This window comes from Dactylosporangium cerinum (assembly GCF_042653625.1).
GTDB lineage: Bacteria > Actinomycetota > Actinomycetes > Mycobacteriales > Micromonosporaceae > Dactylosporangium > Dactylosporangium cerinum.
Map to the genome: position 1 here is coordinate 558,349 of NZ_JBHSIU010000041.1, position 25,440 is coordinate 583,788.

Below are 25,440 nucleotides of genomic sequence, written 5' to 3' on the forward strand. Positions count from 1 at the left end.
AAAGGCACCGACATGATCGTGGTCACCGCCGCCAACGGCAACCAGGGGCGGCTGCTGATCCCCAAGCTGATCGAGGCGAAACTGCCGGTCCGGGCGTGCGTGCAGTCGGCGGCCTCGGCCGACCGGCTGCGCGCCCTCGGGGTGCCGGACGTGGTCGTCGGCGACGTCAGCGACCCCGCGGTCGCGGCCCGGGCCATGCGCGGCGCGCAGCAGGTCTACCACATCGGCCCGACCCTGCACCCGCGCGAACGGGAGATGGGGCTGACCGTGGTCGACGCGGCCCGCGCCGCCGGCGTGCGGCACTTCGTGTTCAGCTCGGTCCTGCACGCCATCACCACCGACCTCGTCCAGCACGAGATCAAACGCGACGTCGAGGAGCACCTGCTGTCCTCCGGCCTGGAGTTCACCATCCTCCAGCCGGCCAACTACATGCTGCCGCTGAAGCTCAAACCGGTCTTCGCCCGGGGCGTGTTCGAGCTGTCCTGGTCCCTCGAACGCCGCCAGTCCATGGTCGACCTCCACGACGTCACCGACGTGGCCCGCACCGTCCTCGCCGAAGGCGAGCGACACTACGGCGCCACGTATGAGCTGGTCGGGCCCGGCCGGTACACCGCGCACGAACTCGGCGACATCATCGCCCGGGTGCTGCAGCGGCCGATCGAGGTGCGGCAGATCGACGCCGACACCTACCTCAAGGCGTGGGTGGGTGACGGCGACCCGGCGCAGTTCACCCACCAGATCCGCGTGCTGCGGTCCATCACCACCCGCTACAGCAGCCACGACTTCGTGGGCAACCCCAACGTGCTCACCTGGCTGCTCGGCCGCTCACCCACCACCTTCGAAGCCTACGTGCGCCGCCACGCGAACGGAGCCACATGAACCTCACCGGCAACACCGTCCTCATCACCGGCGGCGGCAGCGGCATCGGCCGCGGGCTCGCCGAGGAGCTGCACCGGCGCGGCAACACCGTCATCGTCGCCGGCCGGCGCCTCGAGGCCCTGGAGCAGGTCGCGGCGGCCAACCCGGGCATGCGCTGCGTCCGGTTGGACGTGTCCGACCCGGCCTCGATCGCCGCCGTGGTGCCCCGCCTGATCGCCGAGCACCCGTCGCTGAACGTGGTGGTCAACAACGCGGGCATCATGTTCGGCGACGACCCCGCCGAGCCGATCGACGACGCCCAGCTGACCGCGATCGTGGCCACGAACCTGCTCGGGCCGATCCGGCTCAACTCGGCGTTCATCACCCACCTGCGGGCGCTGCCGTCGGCCACGATCATCAACGTCAGCTCGATGCTCGGCTACGCGCCGCTGGCCTCCTCGACGTTGTACTCCGCGACGAAGGCCGCCCTGCACTCCTACACCCTGGCGTTGCGCTACCGGCTGCAGGGCACCACCGTGGCGGTGCTGGAGATCGCGCCGCCCTACACGCAGACCGCCCTCATGGACGTGAACCTGACCGACCCCAGGGCGATGCCGCTGGAGGAGTACCTGGCAGAGACCATGGAGGTGCTCGCCACCGACGAGGTCGAGATCCTGGTGCGGCGGGCGGCGCTGCGGCGCGACGTGCAGCGTCCCGACGAGGTCGGGGTGACCCAACGCTTCAACGACCTGATGAGCGGCTGACCGTTTTGGGTTACCGGCACCTGCTTCCCTTGGTTCCGTTGCGGGCCGGCTGTCCGAAAATGTTCAGAACGGCGCCGGGCCGGTGCCCGCCAGGGACATCAGCACCTGGGTCGCGAGCAGCCGCCGCACGTTGGTGACGGCGACCGTGCCGATCTGCTCATACGGCAACTCCAGCTGCAGCCCGTCGGTCGCGTTGCGGACCTCCGCGTTGACCTCGTTGGGCCGGAACGTGCCGCTCCAGCCGTTGAGGTTGCCGCGATTGTTGGTGCCGAGCGAAGCCATGCCGGTGACCCGTGCCCCGTTGGCGAGGATCAGCGTTGCAGGTCCCGAGTAGGTGGTCATATGTATGACCGTATCGGCTGGCGCCCGCCCGGGTCCACGTATGCCCCACGCACGCTCCTTCGTCGCCCGTCTGAGGTCGGCCTGAAGGTCCTCCACGTCACCCTCGGCGGAGCGGGTCGCGCCGGTCGGCGCGACCCGCCGAATGCACCACGACTCCGGCGACAAGTCCATCGACTCGCACCGATGGCGCTCCCTAGTGTCGGTCGGGCCCGGCACGACCGGGCCGACCAGCGAACCGAGGAGCCGGCAATGACAGGCCAGCGCAACGATCCGCACGACACCACCGACGAGACCCGCACCGGTGGACCCGCACTCACCCGCAAGCAGCTGCTGCGCGCCGCGCTCGTCGCCGCGCCGCTGCCGATCCTGCTCGCGGGCGTCCCGGCGCTCGCCCGGGACGGCGCCGCCGGGGAGAACCTCGAACCGACGCCGATGTGCGACGACGGCGACGACGAGACCCCGCCGCAGATGGAGGGCCCGTACTTCAAGCCGAACTCGCCGCAGCGCACCGCGATCGCGGCCGGGCTGCCCGGCACCAGACTCACCGTGTCCGGCTACGTCTTCGGTACGTCGTGCCAGCCGATCGCCGGTGCCCTGCTCGACTTCTGGCAGGCTGACAACGCCGGCGCGTACGACAACGTGGGGTACCGGCTGCGCGGGCACCAGTACACGAACGGCCAGGGTGCGTTCAGCCTCACCACGATCGTGCCCGGCCTGTACCCGGGACGGACCCGCCACCTGCACGTGAAGGTCCAGGCTCCCGGCCAGCCGATCCTCACCACGCAGCTGTACTTCCCGGGCGAACCACGCAACTCGACCGACAGCCTCTACGACCCGCGGCTGCTGATGACGGTCCGCTCCGTCAGCGGCGGCCGCGAGGCGACGTTCGACGTCGTGCTCGACGTGCCGGGCGTCCCGCCGACCACGCCCCCGACCACGCCGCCGTCGACACCCCCGAGCACGCCGGGCGGGACCTGGGCGGCCGGGCAGACCTACGCGGCCGGCGCGCAGGTCACCTACGGCGGTGTGGCGTACCGCTGCCTGCAGGGACACACCGCGCAGCCCGGCTGGGAGCCGCCGAACGTGCCCGCGCTCTGGCAACGCCTGTGACCACCCGGCCCGCGGTCCGGCAACGCCTGTGACCACCCGGCCCGCGGTCCGGCAACGCCTGTGACCACCCGGCCCGCGGTCCGGCAACGCCTGTGACCACCCGGCCCGCGCTCCGGCAACGCCTGTGACCACCCGGCCCGCGCTCCGGCAACGCCTGTGACCACCCGGCCCGCGCTCTGGCAGCGCCTGTGACTACCCGGTCGCCAGGAAGGGCCAGACCTCGTCCCAGCTGACCTGGAAGTCGTGTCCGGCGAGCTGCACCCGGAACAGCTCCACGTCGCCGGGGCGGGCGGGCAGCACCGCGGCGACCCGCCGCCGGTCGCCCGGCCGCCCCGGCAGGTGCACCTCGTCGCCGACCGCGGGCACCGGCGGCATCTCGTAGCACAGCAGCCGCCGCCGGAACGCCGCCGTCCGCCACTCCGGATCGGACCGGCACACGGTCGGCACGTCCGGCACCGTCCCGGGCACCGGGTGCGCGGCGAGGGCTTCGAGCAGCTGCGGGCCGTGGTACCGCCAGGGCCGCCGGCCGGGCAGGGTCAGGTCACCGTCGAGGTGCCGGACGGCCCGGTCGGCGACCACGGCCGGCTCGGGCAGCAGCCCGTCGAACCAGTGCCAGGTCCGCTGGCCCCCGGTCCCGGGCGGCTCGATCACCGTCGACCAGCCGCGGTCGCTGCCCCACTCGACGGCGAAGCAGGGCGTCGCCGGGTGCGCGCCGACCGCCCGGGCCAGGTCGATCACCAGCCGGCCGCGCAGGTCGAGCCCCGGCCGGTCGAGCTCCCGGCACAGCACGGCGACGCCCCGGTCTGCGAGCGCCCGCTCCACGGCCAGGAGGTATCCGAACTGCGGATATCGGTCCGGGTCGGGTTCACCGGCCGCGGCGCGCAGCGCCATGATGCCGGCGGTCACCTCGAGCAGCCGCGGGACACCGTCGCCCCAGCCGGCCACCAGGGTGCGCGCGGCCAGGTCGAGCTCGAACCCCTCGACGTCACGGACGGCCGCGAGGACGATGAACGCCTCAGCCCGCCGCACCGTCGACACGCCGGCAGATCCTACCTGTCCGTGGCCCGCTTGCCGTTCCCACGGCCCGCTTGCCGTTTCATGGTAAGTCGATAGAGTTTATAGGTATGTCGATCGACCTCACCGATGAGCACGTGTACGACGCGCTGCGCACACGCCAGTGGCTGGCCGGCGAGGCCGACGCGCGCGGCCTGTCCCGCCGGCACCTGCTGCGCCTCGGCGCGGCCGCCGCCGTCGCCGCGCCACTGGTCGCCGCTGCCGCCCCGGCCGCTGCCGCCGCTGAACCCGCGCCGGCGCCCACCGGGCCGATCCGCAAGCCGCTGCCGCCGGAGTTGTTCTACCCGTTCGGCACCAACGCCGAGACCCGCTGGGAGGCGATGGCCGGCCAGGGGTACTACACGCCCACCGACCGGTTCTTCGTGCGCAACCACACCAGCACCCCGACGATCGACGCGAAGACGTGGCGCCTGGAGCTGTTCGGCAGCGGCCTGCGGCACGGTCCCGTCGAGCTGTCGCTGCGGGACCTGCGCCGGCTGCCGAGCGTCACCTACGACGCCGCGATCGAGTGCACCGGCAACGGACGCAGCTTCTTCACCACCCAGCAGGGCCAGACGGTCAGCGGCACCGCCTGGAAGCTCGGCGCGGTCGGCGTCGGCCGCTGGCGCGGGGTGCGGCTGTCCACTGTTCTGCACCGCGCCGGGATCCGCCCCGACGCGGTCGACGTGCTCCCCGAGGGCCTCGACGACGAGTGGGTCACCGGCGGGGTCAACCTCGGCCGGGTGCGCCGCCCGCTGCCGGTCGCCAAGGCGATGCGGGACGTGCTGCTGGCGTACGAACTGAACGGCGAACCGCTCCCGCCCGACCACGGCTACCCGGTGCGGGTGGTGGTGCCGGGCTGGATCGGCATCGCCGCGATCAAGTGGCTGGGCCGCATCGAGGTGTCCACCGCCCCGCTGTTCTCGCCGTGGAACACCCAGTTCTACCGGTACTTCGGCCCCGGCTACCCCACCGAGGGCGAGCTGCTCAGCCGGCAGGTGGTGAAGAGCGCGTTCGAGCTGCCGTGGCAGGCCACCCTCGCCGCCGGCCGGACTCAGGTGCTGCACGGCCGGTCGTGGTCCGGCAACGGACCGATCCGCCGGGTCGAGGTCAGCACCGACGGCGGCACCTCCTGGCACCCGGCGACGCCGAACGGCCGGCGCGGCGGAGTCTGGCAGCAGTGGAGCTACCGCTGGCGGCCGACCGGCCCGGGCGCCTACACACTGCGGGCACGGGCGGTCGACGTGACAGGCACGAGCCAGCCCGACGTGACCCCGTTCAACACCCTCGGCTATCTCTTCGACGCGGTCGTCGCCCACCCGGTAACGGTCGCCTGAGCCTCCGCCGCCCGGGCCGGTTCCGGTTCAGCCGACCCGGGCGGCGGTGTCGCATCCGCGCGACTGGCAGGTCTCGTCCGCCGGAGTGGCAGGGTCCCCATCCGCGTGAGTGGCAAGGTCCCATCCGCCGTAAGCGGCAAGGTCTCGTCCGCCGCGAATGGCAGGGCCCCGTCCGCGTGACAGACAAGGTCCCATCCGCCGTAAGCGGCAAGGTCTCGTCCGCCGCGAATGGCAGGGTCCCCATCCATCGTGAGCGGCAAGGTCCCATCCGCCGTGAGCGGCAAGGTCCCATCCGCCGCGATGGCAGGGTCGGTCCCCATCCGCCGCGATGGCAGGGTCCCCATCCGCCGTGAGCGGCGAGGCCTCCCCCTCCTAGCAAGGACCGGTGACGACCCCGTGTTCCCAGGCCCAGGCGGCGATCTCGACCCGGTTGCGCAGGCCGAGCTTGGTCTGGATGCCCGACACGTGGCTCTTGACTGTGCTCAGCGAGATGAACAGCTCGGCGGCGACCTCCAGGTTCGTGCGTCCCCGGGCGATCGAGCGCACCACGTCGGTCTCCCGGTCCGTCAACGGTTTCGCGGCCTTCGCCGGTGTCGCCGGCACCGCCATGGAGCGCAGCAGCCGCACCGTCACCGACGGCGAGATGAGCGCGTCCCCGGCGTGCGCGGCCCGGACCGCCTCGACGAGCAGTGCCGGCCCGGCGTCCTTGAGCAGGAAGCCGGTGGCACCGCCCCGGATTGCGCCGTAGACATACTCGTCGAGGTCAAATGTGGTGACCACGACGACCCGCAGCGGGTCGGCGACACCGGGCCCGGCAAGCGCCCGCGTCACCTCGAGACCGTCGGCGCCCGGCATGCGAATGTCCACAAGCGACACGTCGGGCCGCAGCCGGCGGGCAAGGTCGATCGCCGTAAGACCGTCGGCCGCCTCGGCGACCACGGCGATGTCCTGTTGGTGCTCAAGAATCATCCGCAGCCCGCCACGGATCATCGCCTGGTCGTCGGCGATCAGCACCCGGATCGTCATCGCACACCCGTCAGCGGGACCGTGCCGTGCACCCGCCAGCCGCCGCCCGGCCCGGGCCCCGCCGACAGCTCGCCGCCGAGTGCCTCGACCCGCTCGCGCATGCCGACGATCCCGTATCCACCGTGGACGGTCGCGGGGCCGTCGGCACCGTCGTCGGCGACGAGCACCTCGACCGATCCGTCCACTTCGGACAACTCAACGGTGACGCTGCGGGCCTGCGGCGCGTGCCGGATGACGTTGGTCAGGGACTCCTGCACGAGCCGGTGGACCGCACCGGTCACTTCCGCGGGCCAGTGCTGCTCATCCTGCGGCAGCTGCAGGTGTACGGCAGGCCCGACCTGCTCGAACCGCCTCACGAGGTCGGCGATCCGTTCGGGTCCCGCCGCCACCGCCCAGCTGCCGGGGTCCTCGGCCGGGTCGTCGCGAAGCACCCCGACGACCCGGCGGACCGCGGCGAGGGCATCGGCGCCGGCGGCCTCGATCCGGGCGAACGACTCCCCTGCCTTCACCGGGTCCTCGCAGACGACCAGCTGCGCCGCCTGGGCCTGCACGACGATGCCGGTGACGTGGTGGGCGACGACGTCGTGCAGCTCGCGGGCGATGGTGAGGCGTTCGTCGCGGCGGACCGCCTCCACCGCGGCCAGCCGGCGCGCGTCGAGCAACCGCAGCACCCCGCCGGTGAGGACGCCGCCGGCCCAGGCAAGCCCGCCGAACACGGTGACGGCGAACGCCCCGGACGAGCCCGGGTGACTGAGTGCGCCGACGGCGACCACCGCCAGGCCAGCCGCGGCGACCGTCACGACCGTGCGGACCGGCGCGACCCGCGTCACCGACCCGACGAGGACGGCGAGGGCGAGGGCGGTCGCCGGCCCGGGCTCGGCAGGCAGCCCGGCCACCTGCGCCGCGGCCACCGCCGCCGCCGCGACGGCGAGCCCGACTACCGCAGCCCGCGCCCGGCCCCGGTGCCGCAGCAGGGCAGCCGCGCCGACCAGGGTCCCGGCGGCAGCGCCGGGCAGGAAGTAGGCGCCGCCCCAGCTGGCCGCGATCGCCACCGCCGTGCCGGCCACAACCATGGCGAGCGCGACGGCCAGTCCGAGGTTTCCGACGAGTCTCACGCGATCAGCGTACGAGGGCTGGGATCGCGGCGGACCGGTCAAAAGTACGGCCGGGGCGGCCCGTCTCCGGACCGATGTGTGCCGGCAGCGCGCCGCCGACGATGGGCGCATGGTCATTTCCGGCACCACCCCGGCCCTCGCGGCCGAGGGCCTCACCAGACGCTACGGGCGGCGGGTCGCCCTCGCCGACTGCACGCTGCGGATCCCGCCCGGACGGGTCGTCGGGCTCGTCGGGCCCAACGGCGCCGGCAAGTCGACGCTGCTGCAGCTCGCCTGTGGTCTGCTCGCCCCGACGTCGGGGACCGTGTCGGTGCTCGGCGCCCGGCCGGGGACACGGCTGGACCGGGTCGGGTTCGTCGCCCAGGACACGCCGGTGTATGCGGCGCTGAGCGTCGCGGACCATCTGCGGCTCGGCGCCCGCCTCAACCCGGCCTGGGACGCCGCGTTCGCCGCCCGCCGGGTCGCCGCGCTCGGCCTCGACCCGAGGCAGCGCGCCGGCCGGCTCTCCGGCGGGCAGCGGGCCCAGCTGGCGCTGACCGTCGCCGCCGCGAAACGGCCGGAGCTGCTGATCCTCGACGAGCCGGTGGCCGCGCTCGATCCCCTTGCGCGGGAAGGGTTCCTGCGCACGCTGGTCGAGTCGGTGGCCGAGCTGGGCGCGACCGCCGTGTTGTCCTCGCACCTGCTGTCGGACGTCGAGCGGGTCTGCGACCACCTGGTCGTGCTCACCGGCGGCCGGGTCCGGCTGGCCGGCGACGTCACCGCCCTGCTGGACGCCCACCACCGGGCGACGGCCCCGCCGCCGGGCGCCGACGTCGTGCATGGTGCGGTGGTGCGGGGACCGCTGAAGGCCGGGACCGGCGCCGGACCGGTCCAGCTGGAGGAGCTCGTCCTGGCATACCTGCGCAGCGAGGGGGACCCGCGATGACCTGGCTGTCCTGGCGGCAGTTGCGGGCGCAGCTGCTGGTGACCGGTGTCGCTCTCGCCGTGCTCGGCGCCTACCTCGTCGTGCTCGGCACGCAGATCCGCAGCGGGCATCACGACGCCGTCGCGTCCTGCGGTGATGCGTGCGGCTCCGCGCTGCGGGAGTTCCAGTCCCGCTTCCAGGGGCAGCTGTATCTGCTTGACGCGCTGCTGCTGGTGACGCCCGCGCTGCTCGGCATGTTCTGGGGCGCGCCGCTCGTCGCCCGGGAGCTGGAGACCGGCACGCACCGCCTGGTGTGGAACCAGAGCGTGTCCCGGCACCGTTGGCTGGTCGTGCGGCTTGCCGTGGTGACCGCGACCGCGGCGGCGCTGACCGGGTTGTTCAGCCTGCTGCTGACCTGGGCCGCCAGCCCGTATGACGCGGTCGCGGCGGACCGGTTCACCGCCCTGCTGTTCGGTGCCCGTAATCTCGTGCCCGTCGCGTACACCTGCTGCAGTGTCGTGCTCGGCGCCTTGGTGGGGCTCGTGCTGCGCCGGACCGTGCCCGCGATGGCATTGACGGCGCTGCTGTTCGCCGCGATCCAAGTCGCGGTGCCGACCGTGGTCAGGCCGCACCTGGGCACGCCGGTGCACAGTTCGCAGGCAATGTCCGCGGAGGCGATCCGGAACCTGAGCTTCCTCGGCGCACAGGCGGACGTGGAGGGCCTCAGCGCGCCGAACGTCTGGGTGGTGTCGAACAGCAAGCTGCTGACCGCCGACGGCCGGACCGTGGACCTCGACCGGTACCACGGCTGTTTATCCGGCCAGTTCGACGTCATGGCGCAGTGCGTGGCCGCCTTGGACCTGCACGTCGACGTGGCGTACCACCCGGGCGGGCGCTACTGGCGGTTCCAGTGGCTGGAGTCGCTGCTGTTCCTCACCGCGGCGCTGGCGCTGACCGGCCTTGCGCTCTGGCGGATCAGGGTCGCATAGGCTGGGCTGGTGGACGCCTATCTCGAGCGCATCGGTGTGCCTCGGCCCGCCGCTGCCGACCTCGCCACGCTGCGGGTGCTGCAACGCGCGCACCTGGGTGCGGTGCCGTTCGAGAACCTCAGCGTCAAACTGGGCGAGGAGATCGTGCTGAGGCCCGCCGCGCTCGTTGCGAAGATCGTCGACCGGCGGCGCGGCGGCTTCTGCTACGAGCTCAACGGTGCGTTCGCCGCGCTGCTCACCGATCTGGGCTACGAGGTGACCCTGCACTCCTGCCGGGTGTGGACGGGTCGGCGGTTCGGCGTGCCGCTCGACCACATGGCGGTGCGGGTGCAGCTCGACTCGCCGTACCTCGTCGACGTCGGGTTCGGCAGGTTCGCGCACTACCCGTTGCGGTTGGACACCATCGACCCGCAACCCGACCCCGGCGGCGTCTACGAGGTGATCCCCCAGGGGCCCGACCTCGCCGTCCGCGGCGACGGCACCTGGGAGTACCTGCTCGACCAGCGCCCATACGAACTGCTCGACTTCACCCCGCTGGCCTGGTGGCACCGCACCGCACCGGAGTCGAACTTCACCAGGAAGCTGACCTGCTCGATCCTCACCGGCACCGGCCGGGCCACGATCAGCGGCCGGACCCTCATCACCACCGTCGGCGCCGACCGCATCGAACGCGTCCTCGACGACGATTCGGAGATCCTGGCGGTGTACCGCGACACCTTCGGCATCACCCTCGACGCCGTCCCGGCGGCCATCGCGGGCTGACCCCTGCGGCCAGTTCCGGCGCGCAGGGCCCCCGCGCCGGTCGCGGGGGCCCTGCGGCGGTCACGGTCAGGGGACCCTGCGACGGTCACGGGGGCCTGCGACGGTCGCGGGGGGCCTGCGGCGGCCTATGCGATTCGCAGGTCGTCGATCGCCCAGTACCAGTTGTTGCTCGCGTCGTAGTAGCGGAACTTGACCACCATCCGCGTCGCGCCGGCCGGCACCGCCACCGTGAGCGACTCGACCTTCGCCCGGGCGTCCGCGGTGTAGCGCTTGACCAGGACGTCGGCGCCGCCGTTGAAGGACACGAGGACGTCGGCCTTCTGGGCGCCCTCCTGCCGGTAGTGCGTCACGTAGTTGAGGCGGACCGTGGTGCCGGGGCTCACGGTGTACGACGGGGACAGCAGGGTCGAGTCGAAGCTCGTGCCGCCGGACTTGTCGTTGAACTCGTCGGAGTCCGCGACGGCGAACACGCCGCGGGTGCGCATCGCGTTCTCCCGTTCCTGGCCGCTCTGTGCCCGGCTCCAGAACTCGTCGGTCGCGAAGGTCCATCCGCGCCATTCGGTGACGCCGCCCGACGGCATGCGGCTGCGGTCCACCGACCAGCCGGCCGGGGCGTTCGGCGTCCAGCCCTTGAGCGACGCGGGGATGCCGGTCTCGTCGACGCGCGTCTGCAGCGACGGTGCCAGGGTGTCGAACGCGTCGGTCGAGCGGGTCGAGACCGGTTTGCCGTCCAGTGCCGCGCCGACGCCGAAGTGCGCGAGGGCGCTGGACGCGACATCGGCGAGCCGGGTGTCGACCGGCCGGGCGCCCGCCGCGACCCCGGCGCCTTTGGCCAGAACGAACGTGCGTCGCTCGTCGATGCCGCAACCGCCGTGGCCGCCGCCGGGCGAGAGGTGGCCGTGGTCGGTGGTCACGATGACCAGCCAGTCCTCGGAGGCGTAGGTGGGGCGGGCCGAGATCGCGGCGAGCAGCTGACCCAGCTGCTGGTCCTGCTTCTCGATGGCGGTCCGGTACGCCGTGCCGGTGCCACTGGCGTGTGCCACGACGTCGGTGTTGCCCAGATACACGAAGGAGGCGTCCGGGTTCTCATTGCGGAGCCGGTTCACCGCGTCATTCGTGATCTTGACGTCGGCGCTGACGTAGCCCTCGGCGTCGCCGTCGAAGGTCACCCGGGTGTCGATGGCGGCGCCGAAGGTGCCCTGGGTGTGCAGCACGGCCCAGTCGACCGCGGAGTAGGTGCGGTAGGCCGGGTTCGCCTGTTCGAGGCGGGTGAGGAAGTCGGGGTATGTCGCGTACTGCTTGCCCGCGAAGCTGTTGTCCTTCACGCCGTGCTTGTCGGGGAACACGCCGGTCGCGATCGTCGACCAGCCGGGCCCGCTCGACGAGGCGGCGACGCCCGGGCAGTACACCAGGCTCTCGCCGAGCGTGCCGGCGGCGGCGAGGCCGTCGAGGTTGGGCGCGTTCGCCGCGACGACTCCCGCCCAGTTGAGCCCGTCCATGCCGACGACCAGCAGCTTCTTGGTCCCGGCGGCGTGCGCGGGGACGGCTACGGCGACGGCTCCGGCGAGCGCCATGCCGGTGGCCAGCGCGCCGGCCAGGACGGTCCTTCGGATCGATCGTTGCATCGGGTACCTCCGACTCGGGGGTCACGTCGCAACGATCGAAATCAATGAGGATGAACGACATCACTCCGGCGGGCGGGTTTCCGGATAACAGGTCCGGACCAATTTGGTCGGATGAGGAGCAGTGCGGTCGCGCCGGCGGCGAGGTACAGCGCGGCCTGGAGGTCGAGCATGGGCATGATGCCGATCCGGTCGGCGAGCAGGCCGGCCGCCAGCATCCCCACGCCGCTGCTGCCCTCGAAGATCGCGCCGAAGACGCCGAACACGCGCCCGCGCACCTGGTCGGTCGTCTCCTGCTGCAGCAGGCTGATGAGCCCGGTGAGCATCGCGATCCCCGGCGCGCCGACCAGGATGAACAGGGCGATGTAGACCGGCAGCGCGTCGGTCACCGCGGGCCCGTTCCACACCGCGAACGACAGCAGCCCGAACGCCCCGGCTCCGGCGGCGACGAGCGTGGCCGGCCCCGGGGTGCGCCGCGAGGTGGCCAGCAGCAGGCCCAGGCCGATCGAGCCGATCGCCTGGACGCCGCGCAGCAGGCCGGTCTCCGTGGCGCCGCCGCCGAGCTCGCGGACCACCCACACCACGAACAGCACGACGAAGATGCCCTGGGCGCAGCCGGCGAGGGCGGCGATCGCCAGGCCGATCCGGATCCGCCGCCCGCCGAACGCGATCCCGCCCGCCGGCTTCCTGCCGGTCTCGGCGACGGCTCTGGTACCCGTGGCGATGCCCGCGATCAGCACCGCCGCGACGGCGAACGTGACCAGGTCGACCACCACGATGACCGGCAGGCCGCTGAGGGTGAGCAGCAGCCCGCCCAGCGCGCCGCCGACCAGCCGCCCCAGGTTCTGGTTGAGCCCGACGAGGGAGTTCGCCGCCACCAGTTGCTCCTGCGGGACCAGGGTCGGCAGGAGCGCGTTCTTCGCCGGGCCGAACAGCGTGAGCATGGCCGCCTCGACGGCGATCACGGCGTACAGCACGGGCAGGTCGCCGCGGTCGTGCACGAGCAGCAGCGGCAGCAGCGCGACCGCCTGGACGGCCGTGATGCCGACCAGCATCCGGCGGCGGTCCCACCGGTCGGCGAGGTGCCCGGCGACCGGCCCCAGCAGGACCGCCGGGGCCAGCTCGACGAGGAACGCGAACGACGTCTGCAACGGCGAGCCGGTCAGCTGGAACACGAGGATCGGCAGGGCGACCAGCAGCAGCCAGTCGCCGGTGTCGGAGATGAGCCCGGCCAGCCACAGCCGGCGGAACTCACGATGCGCCAGCGGACCCTGCCTCATGCGCCGTCCCCTTCGTTGAGTGGGAATCCGTGGAATCCGAAGTGGACCGTCTCGGCACCTTCGGGTGGGTCGTCGCGGGTGACGCCGATGTACGGGCGGATCAGCGCGTCGATCTGATCGCCGAGCGTGCGCAGCTCGGTGGGGGTGAGCCGGAGCGTGTACAGGCCGTACTGCTCGGCGTCGCGCCACTGCGCCGGTGACCGGTCGCGGCGGGCCAGCCGCTCGCGGACGAGACGCTGGTCGCGCTGGACGGCGAGGGCCGCGATCACCGCCGCCTGCTGACCGGCCGGCGAGCCGGGATCGGCGTCGGGCGGCACGTCGAAGCCGGTCACGAGGGCCCGCCACGGCCGCTCCCGCGCGTCGGTGGAGTCGTCCGGCGCGACGAGCCCCGCCTTGGCCAGTGCCCGCAGGTGGTAACTGCAGTTGGACGGGGTGTCGCCGACCGCCCGGGCGCACTGCGACGCGGTCGCCGGGCCACCGGAGATGAGATGGTTCAGCAGCTCGTAGCGCACCGGGTGGGCCAGGGCCCGCAGTGCCTCCGGCTCGGTGATCGTTCGTCGCGTTTCGCGCCCCACGCCTGCCACCTTTCTGAAAGACTCTTTCAGAGTGCCACAGGTGACGGCCGATGTAAAAGTGTCTTTCAGATATTGCCGGTCAGAACCTGTCCGCATCTGCTGGCATCGTTCGTTTGCAGGGGCACACGCCCGAAGCCGACGCTGAGGAGTCCATGTCATGAGCACCGACGTCACGCCGTTCCGGGTCGCCGTCGACCAGGCCGAGCTGGACGACCTGCGCCGCCGCCTCACCGGCGTGCGCTGGCCCGCCCAGGTGCCCGGCGCGGGCTGGAGCCGGGGCGTGCCGGTCGAGCACCTCAAGGACCTGGTCGAACGCTGGGCGACGAAGTTCGACTGGCGGGAGGTCGAAGATCGGATCAACCAGCACCCGCAGTACACCACCCGCATCGACGACCAAACCATCCACTTCCTGCACGTCCGCTCGCCGCGCGAAGGCGCGCTGCCGCTGTTGCTCGCGCACGGCTGGCCCGGCTCGTTCACCGAGTTCCTGCAGGTCATCGAGCCGCTCACGAACCCCGCCGACCCGGCCGACGCCTTCCACCTGGTCATCCCGTCCCACCCGAACTTCGGGTTCAGCGGCCCGGCCGGCGCCGGGTGGGACTCGTGGCGCGTCGCGACCGCGTACGCGACCCTGATGGCCCGCCTCGGCTACGACCGCTACGGCGCGCAGGGCGGCGACTTCGGTGCCTTCATCGCCCCCGACCTCGGCCGCGTCGACCCCGACCACGTCGTCGGCGTGCACGTCAACGCCGCCTCGGTCGGGTTCATCCCCTTCGGCGACCTGCCCGAGGGCACCGTCCTCACCGACGCGGAGCAGGTCCGTTACGACCGGATGCAGCAGTACCTCAACGACGAGAACGGCTACTTCCAGATCCAGGCGACCCGCCCGCACACGCTGGGCTTCGCTCTCGCCGACTCCCCCGTCGGGCAGCTCGCCTGGATCGGCGAGAAGTTCCACGACTGGGCCGTGCCGGCCGGCTCGATCGACGCCGACCACGTGCTGACCCACGCGACGCTGTACTGGTTGACGAACACCGGCGGCTCATCGGCGCAGATGTACTACGAGTCGATGCACTCCAGCCACTGGCCCACCCCGTCCACGGTGCCGACCGGCGTGGCGAACTTCGCCGAGGACATCGCGATCCGCCAGTTCGCCGAGCCGCTGAACACCATCACCCACTGGGCCGAGTACGACCGCGGCGGCCACTTCGCCGCCCTCGAGGTGCCGGACCTGTTCGTCGACGAGGTCCGCACGTTCTTCCGCACCGTGCGCTGACCGGCTACCGGATGCACCGGTAGCCCGCGGCCACCGAGGTGTCGCACAGATAGCACCACTCGGCCGGGACCGTCTCGTGGCCCATCGCCGCGTAGACGGTCCGGCTGGCGTCGTCGACCTTCTCCCAGACACGGGCGAAGTACCGTACGATCCAGCGATCCCCCTCCGGCCGCCAGCTCCACAGCGTCGCCTGGACGGCGGCATCCCCGTCGCTCCACCACAGCTCGGCCGGGCCGGTGGCTTCGGGCACCGGTGGTGGCAGCCACCGCTCGTCGACCATCGGCGGGACGTCCGGCGGCGTGCGGCAGGCGAACGTCTGGTGATGCCGCCAGTCCCGCACCTCGGCGAGCAGCGCGTGCTTCTCGATCCGCTGGTCGACGGACCGGTCGATGACGCGACACCCCCACTCGCCCAGATCCATGGTGGTGCTGCCGTCGAGGAGGACACCCACGCCGCAGGTCCAGTCACCGTCCACGATGCCACCGAACGCCAGCCCCAGCGCGGTGACGACGAAACGCCGTCCGCGGCGGACCCCGTGTTCCATGCCGTTGCCGACGAGCAGAGGGTACGACAGGCCGCCATACCGCTCCTCGAACCACACCAGGACGTCGGCGAGTTCGACGGGTGCCGGCGCCCCATCGGGAAGCACCGCAGCCGCCCGAACGGCGGCGGCGTCCAGGTGCGGACGCCGGATCGCGTGCCGCGCCAGGAACCGGCGGGCCCGCTCTGACAGGCCGGGATCGTCTAGCACGTATATGGCCGCCACGATATCAACGTCCGGCGGACTGACGCCGTCCCGAGGCTGCGGGCCACGCCCAGTCGTCGGCGATGCTCGCCGCGTCGGCTGAGCGAGATCGGCCCGGCCCACATCCCCCGCCGTTTCTGTAAGGCAACTGGGCACCGGTCGGATGCGGGTGTCTGCACCTGGTGCGTGACGCGATCAGTGAACGCCGGCGATCGTGCGGTCATCGGGCGGTTCAGCGAAGCGTGGTCTCCGGCGCCCGGGTCATGGCAGGGCGGTGGCCGCCCTCGGCAACCCCCGGCGACATGATCCTGCCAGGGACCGCGGTCGCGCGCACGACCCGCTGGGCTACGACCCGTTGGCTGCGACTGGCGGGCGATCGGCTCTGCCCTCAGCGGCCCGGCCACCGAGAGCGCAGACACCGCCGAGACAGCAGGCACCGTCGGTGAGCTCGATGCCGTGTAGGTCTCGCCGACGGCGCACGGATTTGGGGGCGGGCGGCTCCTCGTCGAAGACGGGCGGCCTGACTCGTCAAGGCCGGTCGCACCGGATGACTGTTGTGGATGGCCTGCCGATCGCCCGCTACCGGAAGGCGCTTCCGTCGGGCGACCGGGCGCGCTGTCGGGTCGAGGCAGGCGCGTTGCCCGCAGAGCCACCCAGCCCGGAGCGCCACGAACCGGTGCCGTGGCCGGGCCTCTACCTGACGAATTACTCGGCCGGCATCGCCCCGAACCACGGGACCTGCTGCGGCCCAGGCATCCCGACGATGTCCCACGGCGGGTGCACCCTCGCGCTCCGGGCACCTCTCACGCCCGGCACCCGTACGTTCACGCTCTGGACGGCCGGCCACTCCCACCAGCACAACGCGACCAACAACCGGATCTCGCTCACCTGCAAGGTGGACCACCTCGCCTGACCCCAAGCGACGGCAACCACCACGGCGAACGAAGGCGCCGGTCCCGGAACGGCCGACGGACGTCGCCAGGTCGCAATCGCACCGATGTGACGGCACAGCCGCAGCTGGAGCCCGCAACGGCAGCAACGATGTCCACAAGGGACAGAGCTCGACTCGGGGCAGCGAACCCGGCTCGTCCCGGATGTCCCGGCCGGTCTGCCGGACAAGCCAGGCGCCCACGGCGCCGGGTCCGTGCGGCGCGGACTCGGTCGCGGCGGCGCCGTCCGCAGCAGGTCCGGTCAGTGCGTCAGGGGTGACGACAGGTGCCGGCGGCGCGAGCGAGGTCGTGTAGACATGGCCCGCAGCGCCCGGTCGGCTCGGCGGATCGGCCGGCGCACCGGATCCGGCCCGGAACACATCGCGGTGTGCCGGCGCGCCGAAATCTGAGGCGTTGCCGCCACGACAGGCGTGCACAGGTGCAGATCGGGCTGCCCCAACAGTTGCCGCATGGACAAGCGCACCGCCAAGCGCCGAACGACCTGGCCCACCGGCAGCCGCCGCAACAGCGGGCGCTGGCCGAGCCAGGCCCGGACGCGCGCCCTCACCAGCCACCGGCCGGGCATGCGCCGCACAGGCAGACCCACCACTGGTCCCAGGACGAACCGGGACAGGCGCAGGACGAGCCGCCGCAGACGCAGGGCCAGCGGGCGCAGACACAGGACGCGCCGGCGCAGGACGGGTTGGCGCGCGGGGTGGGGTGGAGACCGCCGGGTTCCGCGGCGTGGCACGGACCGCCGGCTCCCGCTCGGCGGCCAGCTCGTCCAGCAACCGAGCGCCCCGCACCCGGGCCAGCTTCGTCGCGTGCCGGGTGGCCAGGCCGTGTGCCCGGGCCTCGGCGAACTCCGCCCGGACCCGCACCCGCTCCTCACGCCGGCGCCGGCGCTCGGCTCGGGCCGCCGCGAACCGTGCGTCCCAATCGACCGATTCGAACGACGTGACGGCCCCGGAATCCGGTGCGTCCAAAGAGAAATACGGTCTGGGCACGTGCCGCCTCCCCCCGGTAGGCGCTACCCCTCAATTCTCAAGGCGGTGCAGCCCCACGTCCAGCGCCATGACCCACCGTGAGCCAGGCAACACGCAGCGGGCGTCCGGGCGGGAATCAGTCGGTGGCGAGTGCTGGGCGGCGGGTCTGGGTCCAGCGCCAGCCGAGCTGGACGAGCAGGGTCACCGTGACCGCGACGGTGAACGTGGCCGGGGTGCCGAGGCGTTCGATGAGGACCGCGACGAGCAGGCAGAAGACCGCGAAGCCCAGCAGGCCGCGCGGGACGCCCTGCAGGGTGCGCACGGCGCCGTCGGTGCCCTGCTGGGCGAGGACGAACGCGGCCACGACGCTCGTGGCGATCGGGAACGGGGCGAGGACGCCGGTCATCGACGGGCCGACGGTCGCCGCGGCCGTGGTCACCGTGACGACAAGCGCCGCGGTCGCCAGGGCCCGCCCGGGCAGGTCCCACCAAAGCCAAACCGGCGCCCCCGAAGGAGCCGAAGACGCCGAAGACGCCGAGGAAACCGAAGAAGACGAAGAAGACCCCGGCACCGGCGGGAAGGCCCGGAGAGCGAGCCAGGCGGTGGTCAGTACCACCGCGAACGCAGCAAACGCAGGAAGGTGCAGGCGCGCGAGCCCGAGGTCAAGGGCCAGCGTCACGAGCCACGCCACGGACAGCGCGCCGACCCAGCCGGTCCGGCGGGAGCACCAGGCGAACACGACCGTGAACGCCGCCAGGGAGACCAGGCCGAGCAGGGCCGACGACGCGGCCCGGGCGCCGAACTGGGGGCCCTGTTCGAGGCAGGTGACAAGGAGGATCGGGCCGGCGACGATCGGCAGGGCCACGAGGGTACCGGCGACCGGTGCGCCCCAGCGGCGGCCCGCGAGGGACGATCCGACGACGAGGAGCGGAGCCAGCAGCAACTTGAGCAGCAGCGTCACGAAGAGGGGGGTTCCTGTTCGGCCTCGACCTGGGTGTTCCAGTCGCGCTTGGAGGCCTGCCAGCCGTCCTCGTCGTGGCCGAGGCGCCAGTAGCCGGAGATGGACAGCCGGTCGAGGGGGACGCCGCGGTCCAGGCGCAGGTGCCGGCGCAGCTCCTTGACGAAGCCGGCCTCGCCGTGGACGAAGGCGTGCACGTCGTCGCCGTGCCACGTGGCGGCGGTGACCGCTTGGACGAGGGCCTCGCCGTAGGGACGGCCGGCGCGGCGCAGCCAGGTGACGCCGGGGATCTTCTGCTCCTCGCGGGCGTCGGCGACCTCGACGAACGCCTCGACGGTGGCGCCTTCGGGGATGCGTTCCAGGGCGGCGGCGATCGCCGGCAGGGCGCTCTCGTCGCCGGCGAGGAGGTGCCAGGCGGCGGCCGGGTCGGGGGCGTACTTGCCGCCGGGGCCGCCGAAGGCGATCTCGTCGCCGGGGCGGGCCGCGATCGCCCACTGCGCGGCGAGGCCGGTGTCGCCGTGGACGACGAAGTCCAGGGTGACCTCACGGGTGGACGGGTCCCAGTCGCGCACGGTGTACGTGCGGGTCACCGGCCACTGCTCGCGGGGCAGGTCGGCCCGGATCGCGGCGAGGTCGAACGGCCGCGGGTAGACGACCCCGGCGGGCGGGAACATCAGCTTCACGTAATGGTCGGTGTACTGTCCGGCGTCGAACCTGGCGAGGCCCTCGCCGCCGAGCACCACACGGTGCATGTTCGGGGTGAGCCGCTCGGTGCGCACCACCCGCCCGGTGTGTGCCTGCGGTGCCCGCCGCGCCGGTTGTTCTGCCATCACGTGCCAACGGTATACGCCGCGATCACCGGGGTCGGCGCCCCCCAGCATTCCGCCGTTGGTGTCAAGCTGTGACGAGCGGCGCCGCCGGAGTCATGCCCGTCTCCGGCGGCGCCGCCCACAAGCACATCTCAGGTGACCCGCCGTCGCAGCCACCAGAAGGACAACAGGGTCAGCAGACCCGCCACGGCAAGCAGCAGGCCCGTCTCGGCCAGTTGGAGTGGCCAGAAGCGGTTCGGTGGCTGGTACACCACCGACTGCTGCAAATTGAGCGCGCCGACCGCGGCCTCGCAGGCCTTCGGGGTGTCCGCGGCCCGGGTGCACGGCGTCGGGTCGTCCAGCCGGACGAACGGTGTGCCGTCGGGCTTGACGGTCTCGTTGGAGATCATCCACGCGCCCGGAAACTCGAAGTTGCCGACGACGCGCACCTCGCCGTCCGAGGTCATGCCCATCTCGGCGAGGTTCTCCATGTCCAGGGCGACGGTCGTGTGCACCGGCGGGATCAGCTGCTGCCGGAGGCCGAACGGCAGCAGGACCTGGACCGCGGCGACCACGGCCACCGTGACGGCCATTGCCGGGATGGTACGGCGCAGCAGCAGGCCCGCGGTGATCCCGACGGCGAGCGCGAACAGCGCGTAACCGACCGGCACGATTCCCCGGGCGCCGAAGTTCACCGGCTGCAACCGGTCCAGCGCGACGGCATCGATCGGGGACGCCCACCAGCCGAACGCGACGGTGGCCGCGCCGGCGAGGACGGCGGTCGCGAGCGCTACGCCGCCGAGCCTGACCGCGAACCAGCGGGTGCGGGTGATGCTCTGGTTCCATGCCAGGCGGTGGGTGCCGGTCTCGAGCTCCCGGGCCACGAGCGGCGCACCCCAGAACACCCCGACGATGACCGGCGGCAGCATCAGCACGGCGCTTCCGGCCAGGTACAGGTTGGCCGCGTACCCCCGCCGCACCTGCGACAAGAACGTCTCGGCCGAGTTGCTCACCTCGCGGAGGTCCACGATGTGCGACGCGGTCAGCGCCAGCGCCGCCAAGAGGAGCAGGACCACGGCCCCGAGCGCTTGGAACTGGACACGGAACTGCCGCCAGGCCATCCAGGTCATCGTTGCGGCTCCAGGACTCGGGTGCGGCCGGCGGCCTCGGTCAGGTACGCGAGGACCAGGTCCTCCAGGCTGAGCGACTCGACGACCCAGGCGGGGTCGTCGATCGGGGCGGTGCTGCGCACCACGAGCGTCGACTGCTTCGTGGTGTGCCCGGCGTAGATGAGCTCCTGCCCGCCAGGCAGCGTGGCCGGGTCGCAGCGGGCCCCGGTGAGCCGGTGGTGGGTGCCGACCAGGTCGTCGACCTCGCCGGCGACCTGGACCCGGCCGGCGGTGAGCACGATCAGGTAGTCGCAGGTCCGCTCCAGGTCGGCGATGAGGTGCGAGCTGAGGACGACGCTGGTCTCCTGCTCGGCGGTGAACTCCATCAGGCTCTGCAGGAACTCGCGCCGGGCCAGCGGGTCGAGGCTCGCCACCGGCTCGTCGAGGATGAGCAGCTGGGGGCGTTTCGCCACGGCGAGGGTCAGGGCGAGCTGGGCGCGCTGGCCGCCGGAGAGCCTGCCGGCGCGCTGCTCGGGGTCCAGGCCGAGCGCGGCGATGCGGCGCTCGGCGAGGCCAGCGTCCCAGCCGGGGTTGAGGTGGGCGCCGAACCTGAGGTGGTCGGCGATGCTCAACCCGGCGTACACCGGCGTGTCCTGGGCGACGAACCCGACCTGTGCCAACCGTGCGCCGGGCCGCGCACCGAGCACCGACAGGGTTCCCGACGTCGGCGTGAGCAGCCCGCAGGCGAGCTGCAGCAGCGTCGACTTGCCGGCGCCGTTCGGCCCGACGAGACCGACCACGCGACCGGCGGGGATGCGCAGCGTGCAGTCGGCGAGCGCCCGGCGCCGCCCGTAGCTCTTGGTGAGCCTTTCGGCGTGCAGCACGTCGGTCATGCCGCCACCTCCGCTGCGCTCCGGCGTCGGCCTGACCCGAAACCTGCGCCCACGATGACCAGCTCCTCGCTCCGCTGCGGGCCGGTCACGCCGCCACCTCCGCTGCGCTCCGGCGTCGACCTGACCCGAAACCTGCGCCCACGATGACCAGCTCCTCGCTCCGCTGCGGGCCGGTCATGCGCGGTCCCCGACCGGCTCGCGGAAGGTGCTGACGAACAGCGCCTCGATGCTCTCCTCGTCCAGCCCGGCGGCCCGCGCGTCGGTGAGCCAGCGGCGCAGGTCCCGGCGCAGCGGCTCGTGCGCGGCGAGGGTGTCGCCGCTCAGGGTCCGGGTCACGAACGTGCCGATCCCGGGGCGGGCCTGCACGAGACCCTCGTACTCCAGCTCGCGGTACGCCTTGAGCACGGTGTTCGGGTTGATCGCCACGCTCGCCACGACCTCCTTCACGGTCGGGAGGCGGTCACCCTCGACGAGCACGCCGAGGCGCATCGCCTGGCGCACCTGCTGGATCAGTTGCATGTACGGCGAGACCCCCGAGCGGGTGTCCAGATGGAACTCGATCACTGCCACCTCACTTCCACTAGCCTACTAGCACAATAGCCTACCATCCCTTTGTGTCAAGGGACGTTAGGATGCGCCGATGCCTGAAGACGACTGGGAAGCCCAGCTGGCACAGGGATTCGAGATCCTGCTGCGCGCACCGTTGTCCACCTTCGACCCGGACGCGACGTACGCCTTCCACCACTGGGACGAGGTCGTCTCCGACGAGTTCTTCGACGAGGGTCTCGACCTCGAGCTGCTCACCGGCGGGGCGATCGTCGGCGCACCGTTCGACGGGGTGCCCGTCCTCGCCGACACGGTCGAGGACGACGAACTGTCGTGGAAGGACTGGCGGGTCGACCTCGGCCGGTCGATGTTCCGCATCGACACCGACATCCCGAAGCTGGGCAAGGCCCGGCCCGGCACCCACGTCGGGCGGGTCCTCACCGCGCGGGGCCTGACCGTCGAGGACCTCGCCGAGGAACTGGTCCACCTCGACGCCCGCATCCACACCGACGGCACGGTGTTCGACGCGATGCGCCACGCGACGTGGACGATGGGCGGCCCGGACCGGCTGGTGCCGTTCGACCCGGACTGCGTCGTCGAGCCGAAGTGGGAGCGCCGCCTCACCCGCGTCGAGCACCCGGGGCTCCGCGACCACCTGCGCATGCTGTGCCTCGACGCGCACTCGGCCCGCTGCGCCGGCGCCCACTACGTCCGCACCCGCCACCGCGGGTTCGGCGGCATGCGCAAGGCCGGCGGCCGGGTCGTCGCGGCCTGGGAACTCGGTGAGGGCCAGGCGTACTCGGTCGTCACCGCACTGCCGAAGTCGTAGCGCGCGCCGGGGCACAGCGTCCGCCGGGAAACCGCGTGCGCGCCGGGTATACGGTCGACCGCCTACGAAGGGATGTGTCAATGGGATACGGCGTCATGGCCTACCGGGTCGACATCGAGAAGCTCAGCGCGCTGTGCGGCAGCGGCGACAACCAGATGCGGCGGGTGATCTGCGGCCGGTTCCGCACCGACATCACCCGGCTCAACGACGACCTCGACTGCTCCAACGACCGTGGCGCACCGTCGGTCTTCACCGCGATCGAACATCTCGTGATGGGCGGCGACAAGACACTTCCCGGCCACCTGTACGGCTACGGCTTCAAGTACATCGTCGAGTTCTCCGGCCGGTTCCTGAACAATCAGCACTTCTACCCGTGCCCGTCGTCGTACCTGGACAGCACCGTCGATCCGGCGCTGAAGGCCACCGGCGCCACGATCAGCATGTCGGACCTCATCTTCCGCGGCGCACCCGTCGACTTCCCGTCGCCGGACGACTTCCCCTCCATCGGGTACTGGACCGCGGACGAGGTCGCCGCCGCCGCCGAACCGCTGCAGTCCGGCACCACGGACGAGGTCCGCGCCGTCGCCGCCTGGACCGCCGACGCCGCCGCCGCGCACAAGGGCATCGTCGGCTTCTACCACTGACCCCGCCGTGAAGACGTTGACTGCCGCACGGGCGGCCCGGCTCGCGAGCACGGCGGCGGCCGGACCGGACAGGGGTGTGCTCGCCCGCCGGGCGTGGCGGCTGCTGCTCGCCGCCGGCGACGCCGGGGACCGCGAGGCGATCGACGCCGTGTGGCACCAGTGGCTGCGGGAGCCGCGGCAGGACGCGTTCGACGCCCTGCGCCGGTGGCGCCCCGGCTTCGTCCGCGAGGTCTGCAGCCTGGCGGTGTCGCCGACGGTGGGACCCGCCAGCCGGGCACGGATGGCGGCGATCTGCGTCGAGCAGGGGATCGCCCCGGACGACGCCGCCGAGCGGGTCGTGTTCCACCTGCTGACCGGCCAGTTCGAGAAGGTCCACGACAGCGACCCGGCGCTGCTCGCCGAGGGCTATCAGACCGCCGATCCCGCGCTCCGCGCCATGCTGCGCGACGCCCTCGCCGCCGACGGGGACTTCGACCTCCCCCGGATTCTCGGCGCGGACGACCTCACCGACGACGAGGCCGGATTCCTCGCCGGCCACTTCGCCGCGACCCGCGACTGGGACCGCCTGTGGCGGCTCACCACGGAACTGCCGGTGCGCGCGGCGGTCACGGCCGTGCGCCGGTTCGACGACTGGCGCCCCGACGACCCGGCGGGGCGGGCGCTGTTCGCGCGGCTGGCCCGCAGCGACCCTGACCTGATCGAAGCGGCCGAGCGGGAGCTGCGGGCGACGTCGGTCCGCATCCCGGTCGAGTCCCACCTGACCGCCGCGGCCTTCGCCCCGGACGGGCGCAGCATCGTGCTCGCCGCCGGCGACGGCAGGTGGCACGCCGACCCCGTGCGGCGCTACGCGCTCCCCGACGGCGGGCAGCTCGCGCAGTGGCCGGTCACCGTCCACGAGGGCGCACTGCTGGACCTCGGAGACGTGGTACTGCTGGAGGAACGCATCCACGGGTACCGGCTCGACGAGCTGACCGCCGGTGCGCGACGGACGCTGTTCTTTGCAGCGGCGCACCGGGGGACCGGCAACGGCCCGCCGGTCCAGGCCGACGACGGGTTCGTCACCACCATCGACGGGCACGAACTGCTCGTCGGCGCGGGCCGGCCCCTGACGGTGCAACGGATCCCGGCGCTGCGGCTGCCGCCACCGCGCTGGTCCCACTGCCGGCCGGTCGCCGCGGACCCGCGCAGCGGCAGGCTGGCCGTGGCCGGGCAGCGCAGCATCGCGGTGCTGGCCCCGAACCGGCAGGCGGTCGCGTGGACCGACGACACCCGCCCGATCGACGAGGCCGTGTTCCTGGATCCGGAGCAGCTCGTCACCAGCGACGGCGTGCACCTCACCCGCTGGGAGATCAGCGGTCGGCGGCTGGTGTCGGCGGCAACCCGCCCGCACGCAGGCCTCACCCACGTGACCGCGCTGCGCGACCGCGGGCAGGTGCTCGCCGTCGGGCCGCACGGGTTCGCGCAACGGACCCGGCTGAGGCTCTTCGACGCCGGGTCACTCGACCCGGCCGGGGAACTGCCGGCGCTGTTCGACCGTCCGGCATGGTGCGTGTGGGCGTCGCAGGACGGCGGGCGGATCGTGTGCTCCGACCGGGACGGCATCGCGCACGTGCACGACGTGGTCAGCGAGTCGGTCCTGGACGCCCTGACCCGCCCCGCGGTGCGGCTCGCCCCCGTCGACGCGGAACGGCTCGCCACCGCCCGCCGGCGCGCGACGGACGGGACCGGGCCCGAGGGGTGGCGGCGCGAGTACGGCCCGGCGGTCCACGAAGCCCTGGACGTGCTCACCGCGATCCTGCGGCACCGCTCACTCGTTGCATAGCCGAGGGGTTTTCGGGATGCGGCGACGGCACGTGCTGACCGGCGCCGCAGGTACCGTCGCGGCGGCGGCGATCGGCGGTGCCCAACTGGCGGACCGGCGCGGCGTCGACGTGACCGTGCCGGACGCGACACTCGGCAACGAACGCCTCGAACAGCGC

At 72.6% G+C, this 25,440-nt stretch carries 25 protein-coding genes; 12 read left to right on the forward strand and 13 right to left on the reverse strand.

Annotated elements, in window-relative coordinates:
- Nucleotides 1-12: 12 nt before the first annotated feature.
- Complete coding sequence (locus ACFPIJ_RS31600; protein ID WP_380120365.1) at nucleotides 13-879, forward strand: SDR family oxidoreductase; 867 nt, start codon at nucleotides 13-15, stop codon at nucleotides 877-879.
- The gene (locus ACFPIJ_RS31605; protein WP_380120367.1) at nucleotides 876-1,622 is read left to right on the forward strand and encodes an SDR family oxidoreductase; all 747 of its coding nucleotides are present in this window, start codon (nucleotides 876-878) and stop codon (nucleotides 1,620-1,622) included. Before ACFPIJ_RS31600 ends, ACFPIJ_RS31605 begins: the two co-directional genes overlap by 4 nt.
- Nucleotides 1,623-1,685: 63 nt before the next feature.
- Here the strand turns inward: ACFPIJ_RS31605 and ACFPIJ_RS31610 are convergent, their stop codons facing one another.
- The gene (locus ACFPIJ_RS31610; RefSeq protein WP_327003347.1) at nucleotides 1,686-1,964 is read right to left on the reverse strand and encodes a hypothetical protein; all 279 of its coding nucleotides are present in this window, start codon (nucleotides 1,962-1,964) and stop codon (nucleotides 1,686-1,688) included.
- Nucleotides 1,965-2,213: 249 nt separating this feature from the next.
- Here ACFPIJ_RS31610 and ACFPIJ_RS31615 point away from each other — a divergent pair, with 249 nt between their 5' ends.
- Nucleotides 2,214-3,074, forward strand: a complete 861-nt coding sequence (locus tag ACFPIJ_RS31615; protein ID WP_380120369.1) for a dioxygenase family protein — start codon at nucleotides 2,214-2,216, stop codon at nucleotides 3,072-3,074.
- Nucleotides 3,075-3,266: 192 nt separating this feature from the next.
- Here ACFPIJ_RS31615 and ACFPIJ_RS31620 read toward each other — a convergent pair whose 3' ends face one another.
- The gene (locus ACFPIJ_RS31620) at nucleotides 3,267-4,112 is read right to left on the reverse strand and encodes a DUF6292 family protein (protein ID WP_380120371.1); all 846 of its coding nucleotides are present in this window, start codon (nucleotides 4,110-4,112) and stop codon (nucleotides 3,267-3,269) included.
- A gap of 86 nt (nucleotides 4,113-4,198) precedes the next feature.
- Here ACFPIJ_RS31620 and ACFPIJ_RS31625 point away from each other — a divergent pair, with 86 nt between their 5' ends.
- On the forward strand, nucleotides 4,199-5,464 hold the full coding sequence (locus tag ACFPIJ_RS31625; protein ID WP_380120373.1) for a sulfite oxidase: 1,266 nt from the start codon (nucleotides 4,199-4,201) through the stop codon (nucleotides 5,462-5,464).
- A 372-nt stretch (nucleotides 5,465-5,836) separates the two neighbouring features.
- On the opposite strand, the gene ACFPIJ_RS31630 is transcribed toward ACFPIJ_RS31625, so the two are convergent.
- On the reverse strand, nucleotides 5,837-6,490 hold the full coding sequence (locus ACFPIJ_RS31630) for a response regulator (protein ID WP_380120375.1): 654 nt from the start codon (nucleotides 6,488-6,490) through the stop codon (nucleotides 5,837-5,839).
- Complete coding sequence (locus ACFPIJ_RS31635) at nucleotides 6,487-7,605, reverse strand: sensor histidine kinase (RefSeq protein ID WP_380120377.1); 1,119 nt, start codon at nucleotides 7,603-7,605, stop codon at nucleotides 6,487-6,489. Before ACFPIJ_RS31635 ends, ACFPIJ_RS31630 begins: the two co-directional genes overlap by 4 nt.
- A 109-nt stretch (nucleotides 7,606-7,714) precedes the next feature.
- Between ACFPIJ_RS31635 and ACFPIJ_RS31640 the strand changes: the two genes are divergently transcribed.
- From ACFPIJ_RS31640 to ACFPIJ_RS31650, 3 genes are read left to right on the forward strand one after another with little or no spacing between them, the layout of a single operon-like run.
- Nucleotides 7,715-8,530: an ABC transporter ATP-binding protein gene (locus ACFPIJ_RS31640; RefSeq protein ID WP_380120379.1), complete on the forward strand. Its 816-nt coding sequence runs from the start codon at nucleotides 7,715-7,717 to the stop codon at nucleotides 8,528-8,530.
- Nucleotides 8,527-9,498, forward strand: coding sequence for a transmembrane transport protein (locus ACFPIJ_RS31645; protein ID WP_380120380.1), 972 nt, complete (start codon nucleotides 8,527-8,529; stop codon nucleotides 9,496-9,498). The genes ACFPIJ_RS31640 and ACFPIJ_RS31645 overlap by 4 nt, the downstream gene beginning before the upstream one ends.
- 9 nt (nucleotides 9,499-9,507) lie before the next feature.
- On the forward strand, nucleotides 9,508-10,260 hold the full coding sequence (locus tag ACFPIJ_RS31650; protein ID WP_380120382.1) for an arylamine N-acetyltransferase family protein: 753 nt from the start codon (nucleotides 9,508-9,510) through the stop codon (nucleotides 10,258-10,260).
- A gap of 125 nt (nucleotides 10,261-10,385) precedes the next feature.
- Here ACFPIJ_RS31650 and ACFPIJ_RS31655 read toward each other — a convergent pair whose 3' ends face one another.
- Genes ACFPIJ_RS31655 through ACFPIJ_RS31665 form a run of 3 tightly spaced genes read right to left on the reverse strand, consistent with a single transcriptional unit; the run spans nucleotide 10,386 to nucleotide 13,737 of the window.
- Complete coding sequence (locus ACFPIJ_RS31655) at nucleotides 10,386-11,885, reverse strand: alkaline phosphatase family protein (RefSeq protein WP_380120384.1); 1,500 nt, start codon at nucleotides 11,883-11,885, stop codon at nucleotides 10,386-10,388.
- 41 nt (nucleotides 11,886-11,926) lie between these two features.
- Nucleotides 11,927-13,162: an MFS transporter gene (locus tag ACFPIJ_RS31660; protein WP_380120386.1), complete on the reverse strand. Its 1,236-nt coding sequence runs from the start codon at nucleotides 13,160-13,162 to the stop codon at nucleotides 11,927-11,929.
- Nucleotides 13,159-13,737, reverse strand: a complete 579-nt coding sequence (locus ACFPIJ_RS31665) for a helix-turn-helix domain-containing protein (protein ID WP_380120388.1) — start codon at nucleotides 13,735-13,737, stop codon at nucleotides 13,159-13,161. The genes ACFPIJ_RS31660 and ACFPIJ_RS31665 overlap by 4 nt, the downstream gene beginning before the upstream one ends.
- Before the next feature lie 157 nt (nucleotides 13,738-13,894).
- Between ACFPIJ_RS31665 and ACFPIJ_RS31670 the strand changes: the two genes are divergently transcribed.
- The gene (locus tag ACFPIJ_RS31670) at nucleotides 13,895-15,013 is read left to right on the forward strand and encodes an epoxide hydrolase family protein (protein WP_380120390.1); all 1,119 of its coding nucleotides are present in this window, start codon (nucleotides 13,895-13,897) and stop codon (nucleotides 15,011-15,013) included.
- Nucleotides 15,014-15,017: 4 nt separating this feature from the next.
- On the opposite strand, the gene ACFPIJ_RS31675 is transcribed toward ACFPIJ_RS31670, so the two are convergent.
- Nucleotides 15,018-15,779 (reverse strand): hypothetical protein, encoded by a 762-nt coding sequence (locus ACFPIJ_RS31675; RefSeq protein ID WP_380120392.1) that lies wholly within the window; start codon nucleotides 15,777-15,779, stop codon nucleotides 15,018-15,020.
- A gap of 616 nt (nucleotides 15,780-16,395) precedes the next feature.
- On the opposite strand from ACFPIJ_RS31675, the gene ACFPIJ_RS31680 reads away from it, so the two are divergent.
- Nucleotides 16,396-16,671 (forward strand): hypothetical protein, encoded by a 276-nt coding sequence (locus ACFPIJ_RS31680; protein ID WP_380120394.1) that lies wholly within the window; start codon nucleotides 16,396-16,398, stop codon nucleotides 16,669-16,671.
- Between the two features lie 1,138 nt (nucleotides 16,672-17,809).
- On the opposite strand, the gene ACFPIJ_RS31685 is transcribed toward ACFPIJ_RS31680, so the two are convergent.
- The 5 genes from ACFPIJ_RS31685 to ACFPIJ_RS31705 form a co-directional block, all read right to left on the reverse strand.
- Nucleotides 17,810-18,634 carry a hypothetical protein gene (locus tag ACFPIJ_RS31685; protein ID WP_380120395.1) on the reverse strand — a complete coding sequence of 275 codons (825 nt, stop codon included), beginning with the start codon at nucleotides 18,632-18,634 and terminating at the stop codon, nucleotides 17,810-17,812.
- On the reverse strand, nucleotides 18,631-19,461 hold the full coding sequence (locus tag ACFPIJ_RS31690) for a siderophore-interacting protein (RefSeq protein WP_380120932.1): 831 nt from the start codon (nucleotides 19,459-19,461) through the stop codon (nucleotides 18,631-18,633). Before ACFPIJ_RS31690 ends, ACFPIJ_RS31685 begins: the two co-directional genes overlap by 4 nt.
- Before the next feature lie 131 nt (nucleotides 19,462-19,592).
- Nucleotides 19,593-20,570 carry a hypothetical protein gene (locus ACFPIJ_RS31695; protein WP_380120397.1) on the reverse strand — a complete coding sequence of 326 codons (978 nt, stop codon included), beginning with the start codon at nucleotides 20,568-20,570 and terminating at the stop codon, nucleotides 19,593-19,595.
- Nucleotides 20,567-21,442: an ABC transporter ATP-binding protein gene (locus tag ACFPIJ_RS31700; RefSeq protein ID WP_380120399.1), complete on the reverse strand. Its 876-nt coding sequence runs from the start codon at nucleotides 21,440-21,442 to the stop codon at nucleotides 20,567-20,569. The genes ACFPIJ_RS31695 and ACFPIJ_RS31700 overlap by 4 nt, the downstream gene beginning before the upstream one ends.
- 174 nt (nucleotides 21,443-21,616) lie before the next feature.
- Nucleotides 21,617-22,006, reverse strand: coding sequence for a GntR family transcriptional regulator (locus tag ACFPIJ_RS31705; RefSeq protein ID WP_380120934.1), 390 nt, complete (start codon nucleotides 22,004-22,006; stop codon nucleotides 21,617-21,619).
- Nucleotides 22,007-22,082: 76 nt separating this feature from the next.
- Between ACFPIJ_RS31705 and ACFPIJ_RS31710 the strand changes: the two genes are divergently transcribed.
- From ACFPIJ_RS31710 to ACFPIJ_RS31720, 3 genes are all read left to right on the forward strand, one after another.
- Entirely contained in the window at nucleotides 22,083-22,817 is a 735-nt protein-coding gene (locus tag ACFPIJ_RS31710; RefSeq protein ID WP_380120401.1) for a hypothetical protein, read from the forward strand.
- Between the two features lie 80 nt (nucleotides 22,818-22,897).
- Complete coding sequence (locus ACFPIJ_RS31715; RefSeq protein ID WP_380120403.1) at nucleotides 22,898-23,461, forward strand: DUF7691 family protein; 564 nt, start codon at nucleotides 22,898-22,900, stop codon at nucleotides 23,459-23,461.
- 7 nt (nucleotides 23,462-23,468) lie between these two features.
- Nucleotides 23,469-25,283, forward strand: coding sequence for a hypothetical protein (locus tag ACFPIJ_RS31720; RefSeq protein ID WP_380120404.1), 1,815 nt, complete (start codon nucleotides 23,469-23,471; stop codon nucleotides 25,281-25,283).
- Nucleotides 25,284-25,440 lie beyond the last annotated feature (157 nt).

Bases quoted from the DNA above. Each gene is read 5' to 3' on its own strand.
- ACFPIJ_RS31700 (WP_380120399.1), bottom strand. From the start codon at position 21,442: ATGACCGACGTGCTGCACGCCGAAAGGCTCACCAAGAGCTACGGGCGG.
- ACFPIJ_RS31710 (WP_380120401.1), top strand. From the start codon at position 22,083: ATGCCTGAAGACGACTGGGAAGCCCAGCTGGCACAGGGATTCGAGATC.
- ACFPIJ_RS31645 (WP_380120380.1), top strand. From the start codon at position 8,527: ATGACCTGGCTGTCCTGGCGGCAGTTGCGGGCGCAGCTGCTGGTGACC.
- ACFPIJ_RS31630 (WP_380120375.1), bottom strand. From the start codon at position 6,490: ATGACGATCCGGGTGCTGATCGCCGACGACCAGGCGATGATCCGTGGC.
- ACFPIJ_RS31715 (WP_380120403.1), top strand. From the start codon at position 22,898: ATGGGATACGGCGTCATGGCCTACCGGGTCGACATCGAGAAGCTCAGC.
- ACFPIJ_RS31670 (WP_380120390.1), top strand. From the start codon at position 13,895: ATGAGCACCGACGTCACGCCGTTCCGGGTCGCCGTCGACCAGGCCGAG.
- ACFPIJ_RS31655 (WP_380120384.1), bottom strand. From the start codon at position 11,885: ATGCAACGATCGATCCGAAGGACCGTCCTGGCCGGCGCGCTGGCCACC.
- ACFPIJ_RS31625 (WP_380120373.1), top strand. From the start codon at position 4,199: ATGTCGATCGACCTCACCGATGAGCACGTGTACGACGCGCTGCGCACA.
- ACFPIJ_RS31605 (WP_380120367.1), top strand. From the start codon at position 876: ATGAACCTCACCGGCAACACCGTCCTCATCACCGGCGGCGGCAGCGGC.
- ACFPIJ_RS31660 (WP_380120386.1), bottom strand. From the start codon at position 13,162: ATGAGGCAGGGTCCGCTGGCGCATCGTGAGTTCCGCCGGCTGTGGCTG.
- ACFPIJ_RS31610 (WP_327003347.1), bottom strand. From the start codon at position 1,964: ATGACCACCTACTCGGGACCTGCAACGCTGATCCTCGCCAACGGGGCA.
- ACFPIJ_RS31695 (WP_380120397.1), bottom strand. From the start codon at position 20,570: ATGACCTGGATGGCCTGGCGGCAGTTCCGTGTCCAGTTCCAAGCGCTC.
- ACFPIJ_RS31690 (WP_380120932.1), bottom strand. From the start codon at position 19,461: ATGGCAGAACAACCGGCGCGGCGGGCACCGCAGGCACACACCGGGCGG.
- ACFPIJ_RS31615 (WP_380120369.1), top strand. From the start codon at position 2,214: ATGACAGGCCAGCGCAACGATCCGCACGACACCACCGACGAGACCCGC.
- ACFPIJ_RS31640 (WP_380120379.1), top strand. From the start codon at position 7,715: ATGGTCATTTCCGGCACCACCCCGGCCCTCGCGGCCGAGGGCCTCACC.
- ACFPIJ_RS31600 (WP_380120365.1), top strand. From the start codon at position 13: ATGATCGTGGTCACCGCCGCCAACGGCAACCAGGGGCGGCTGCTGATC.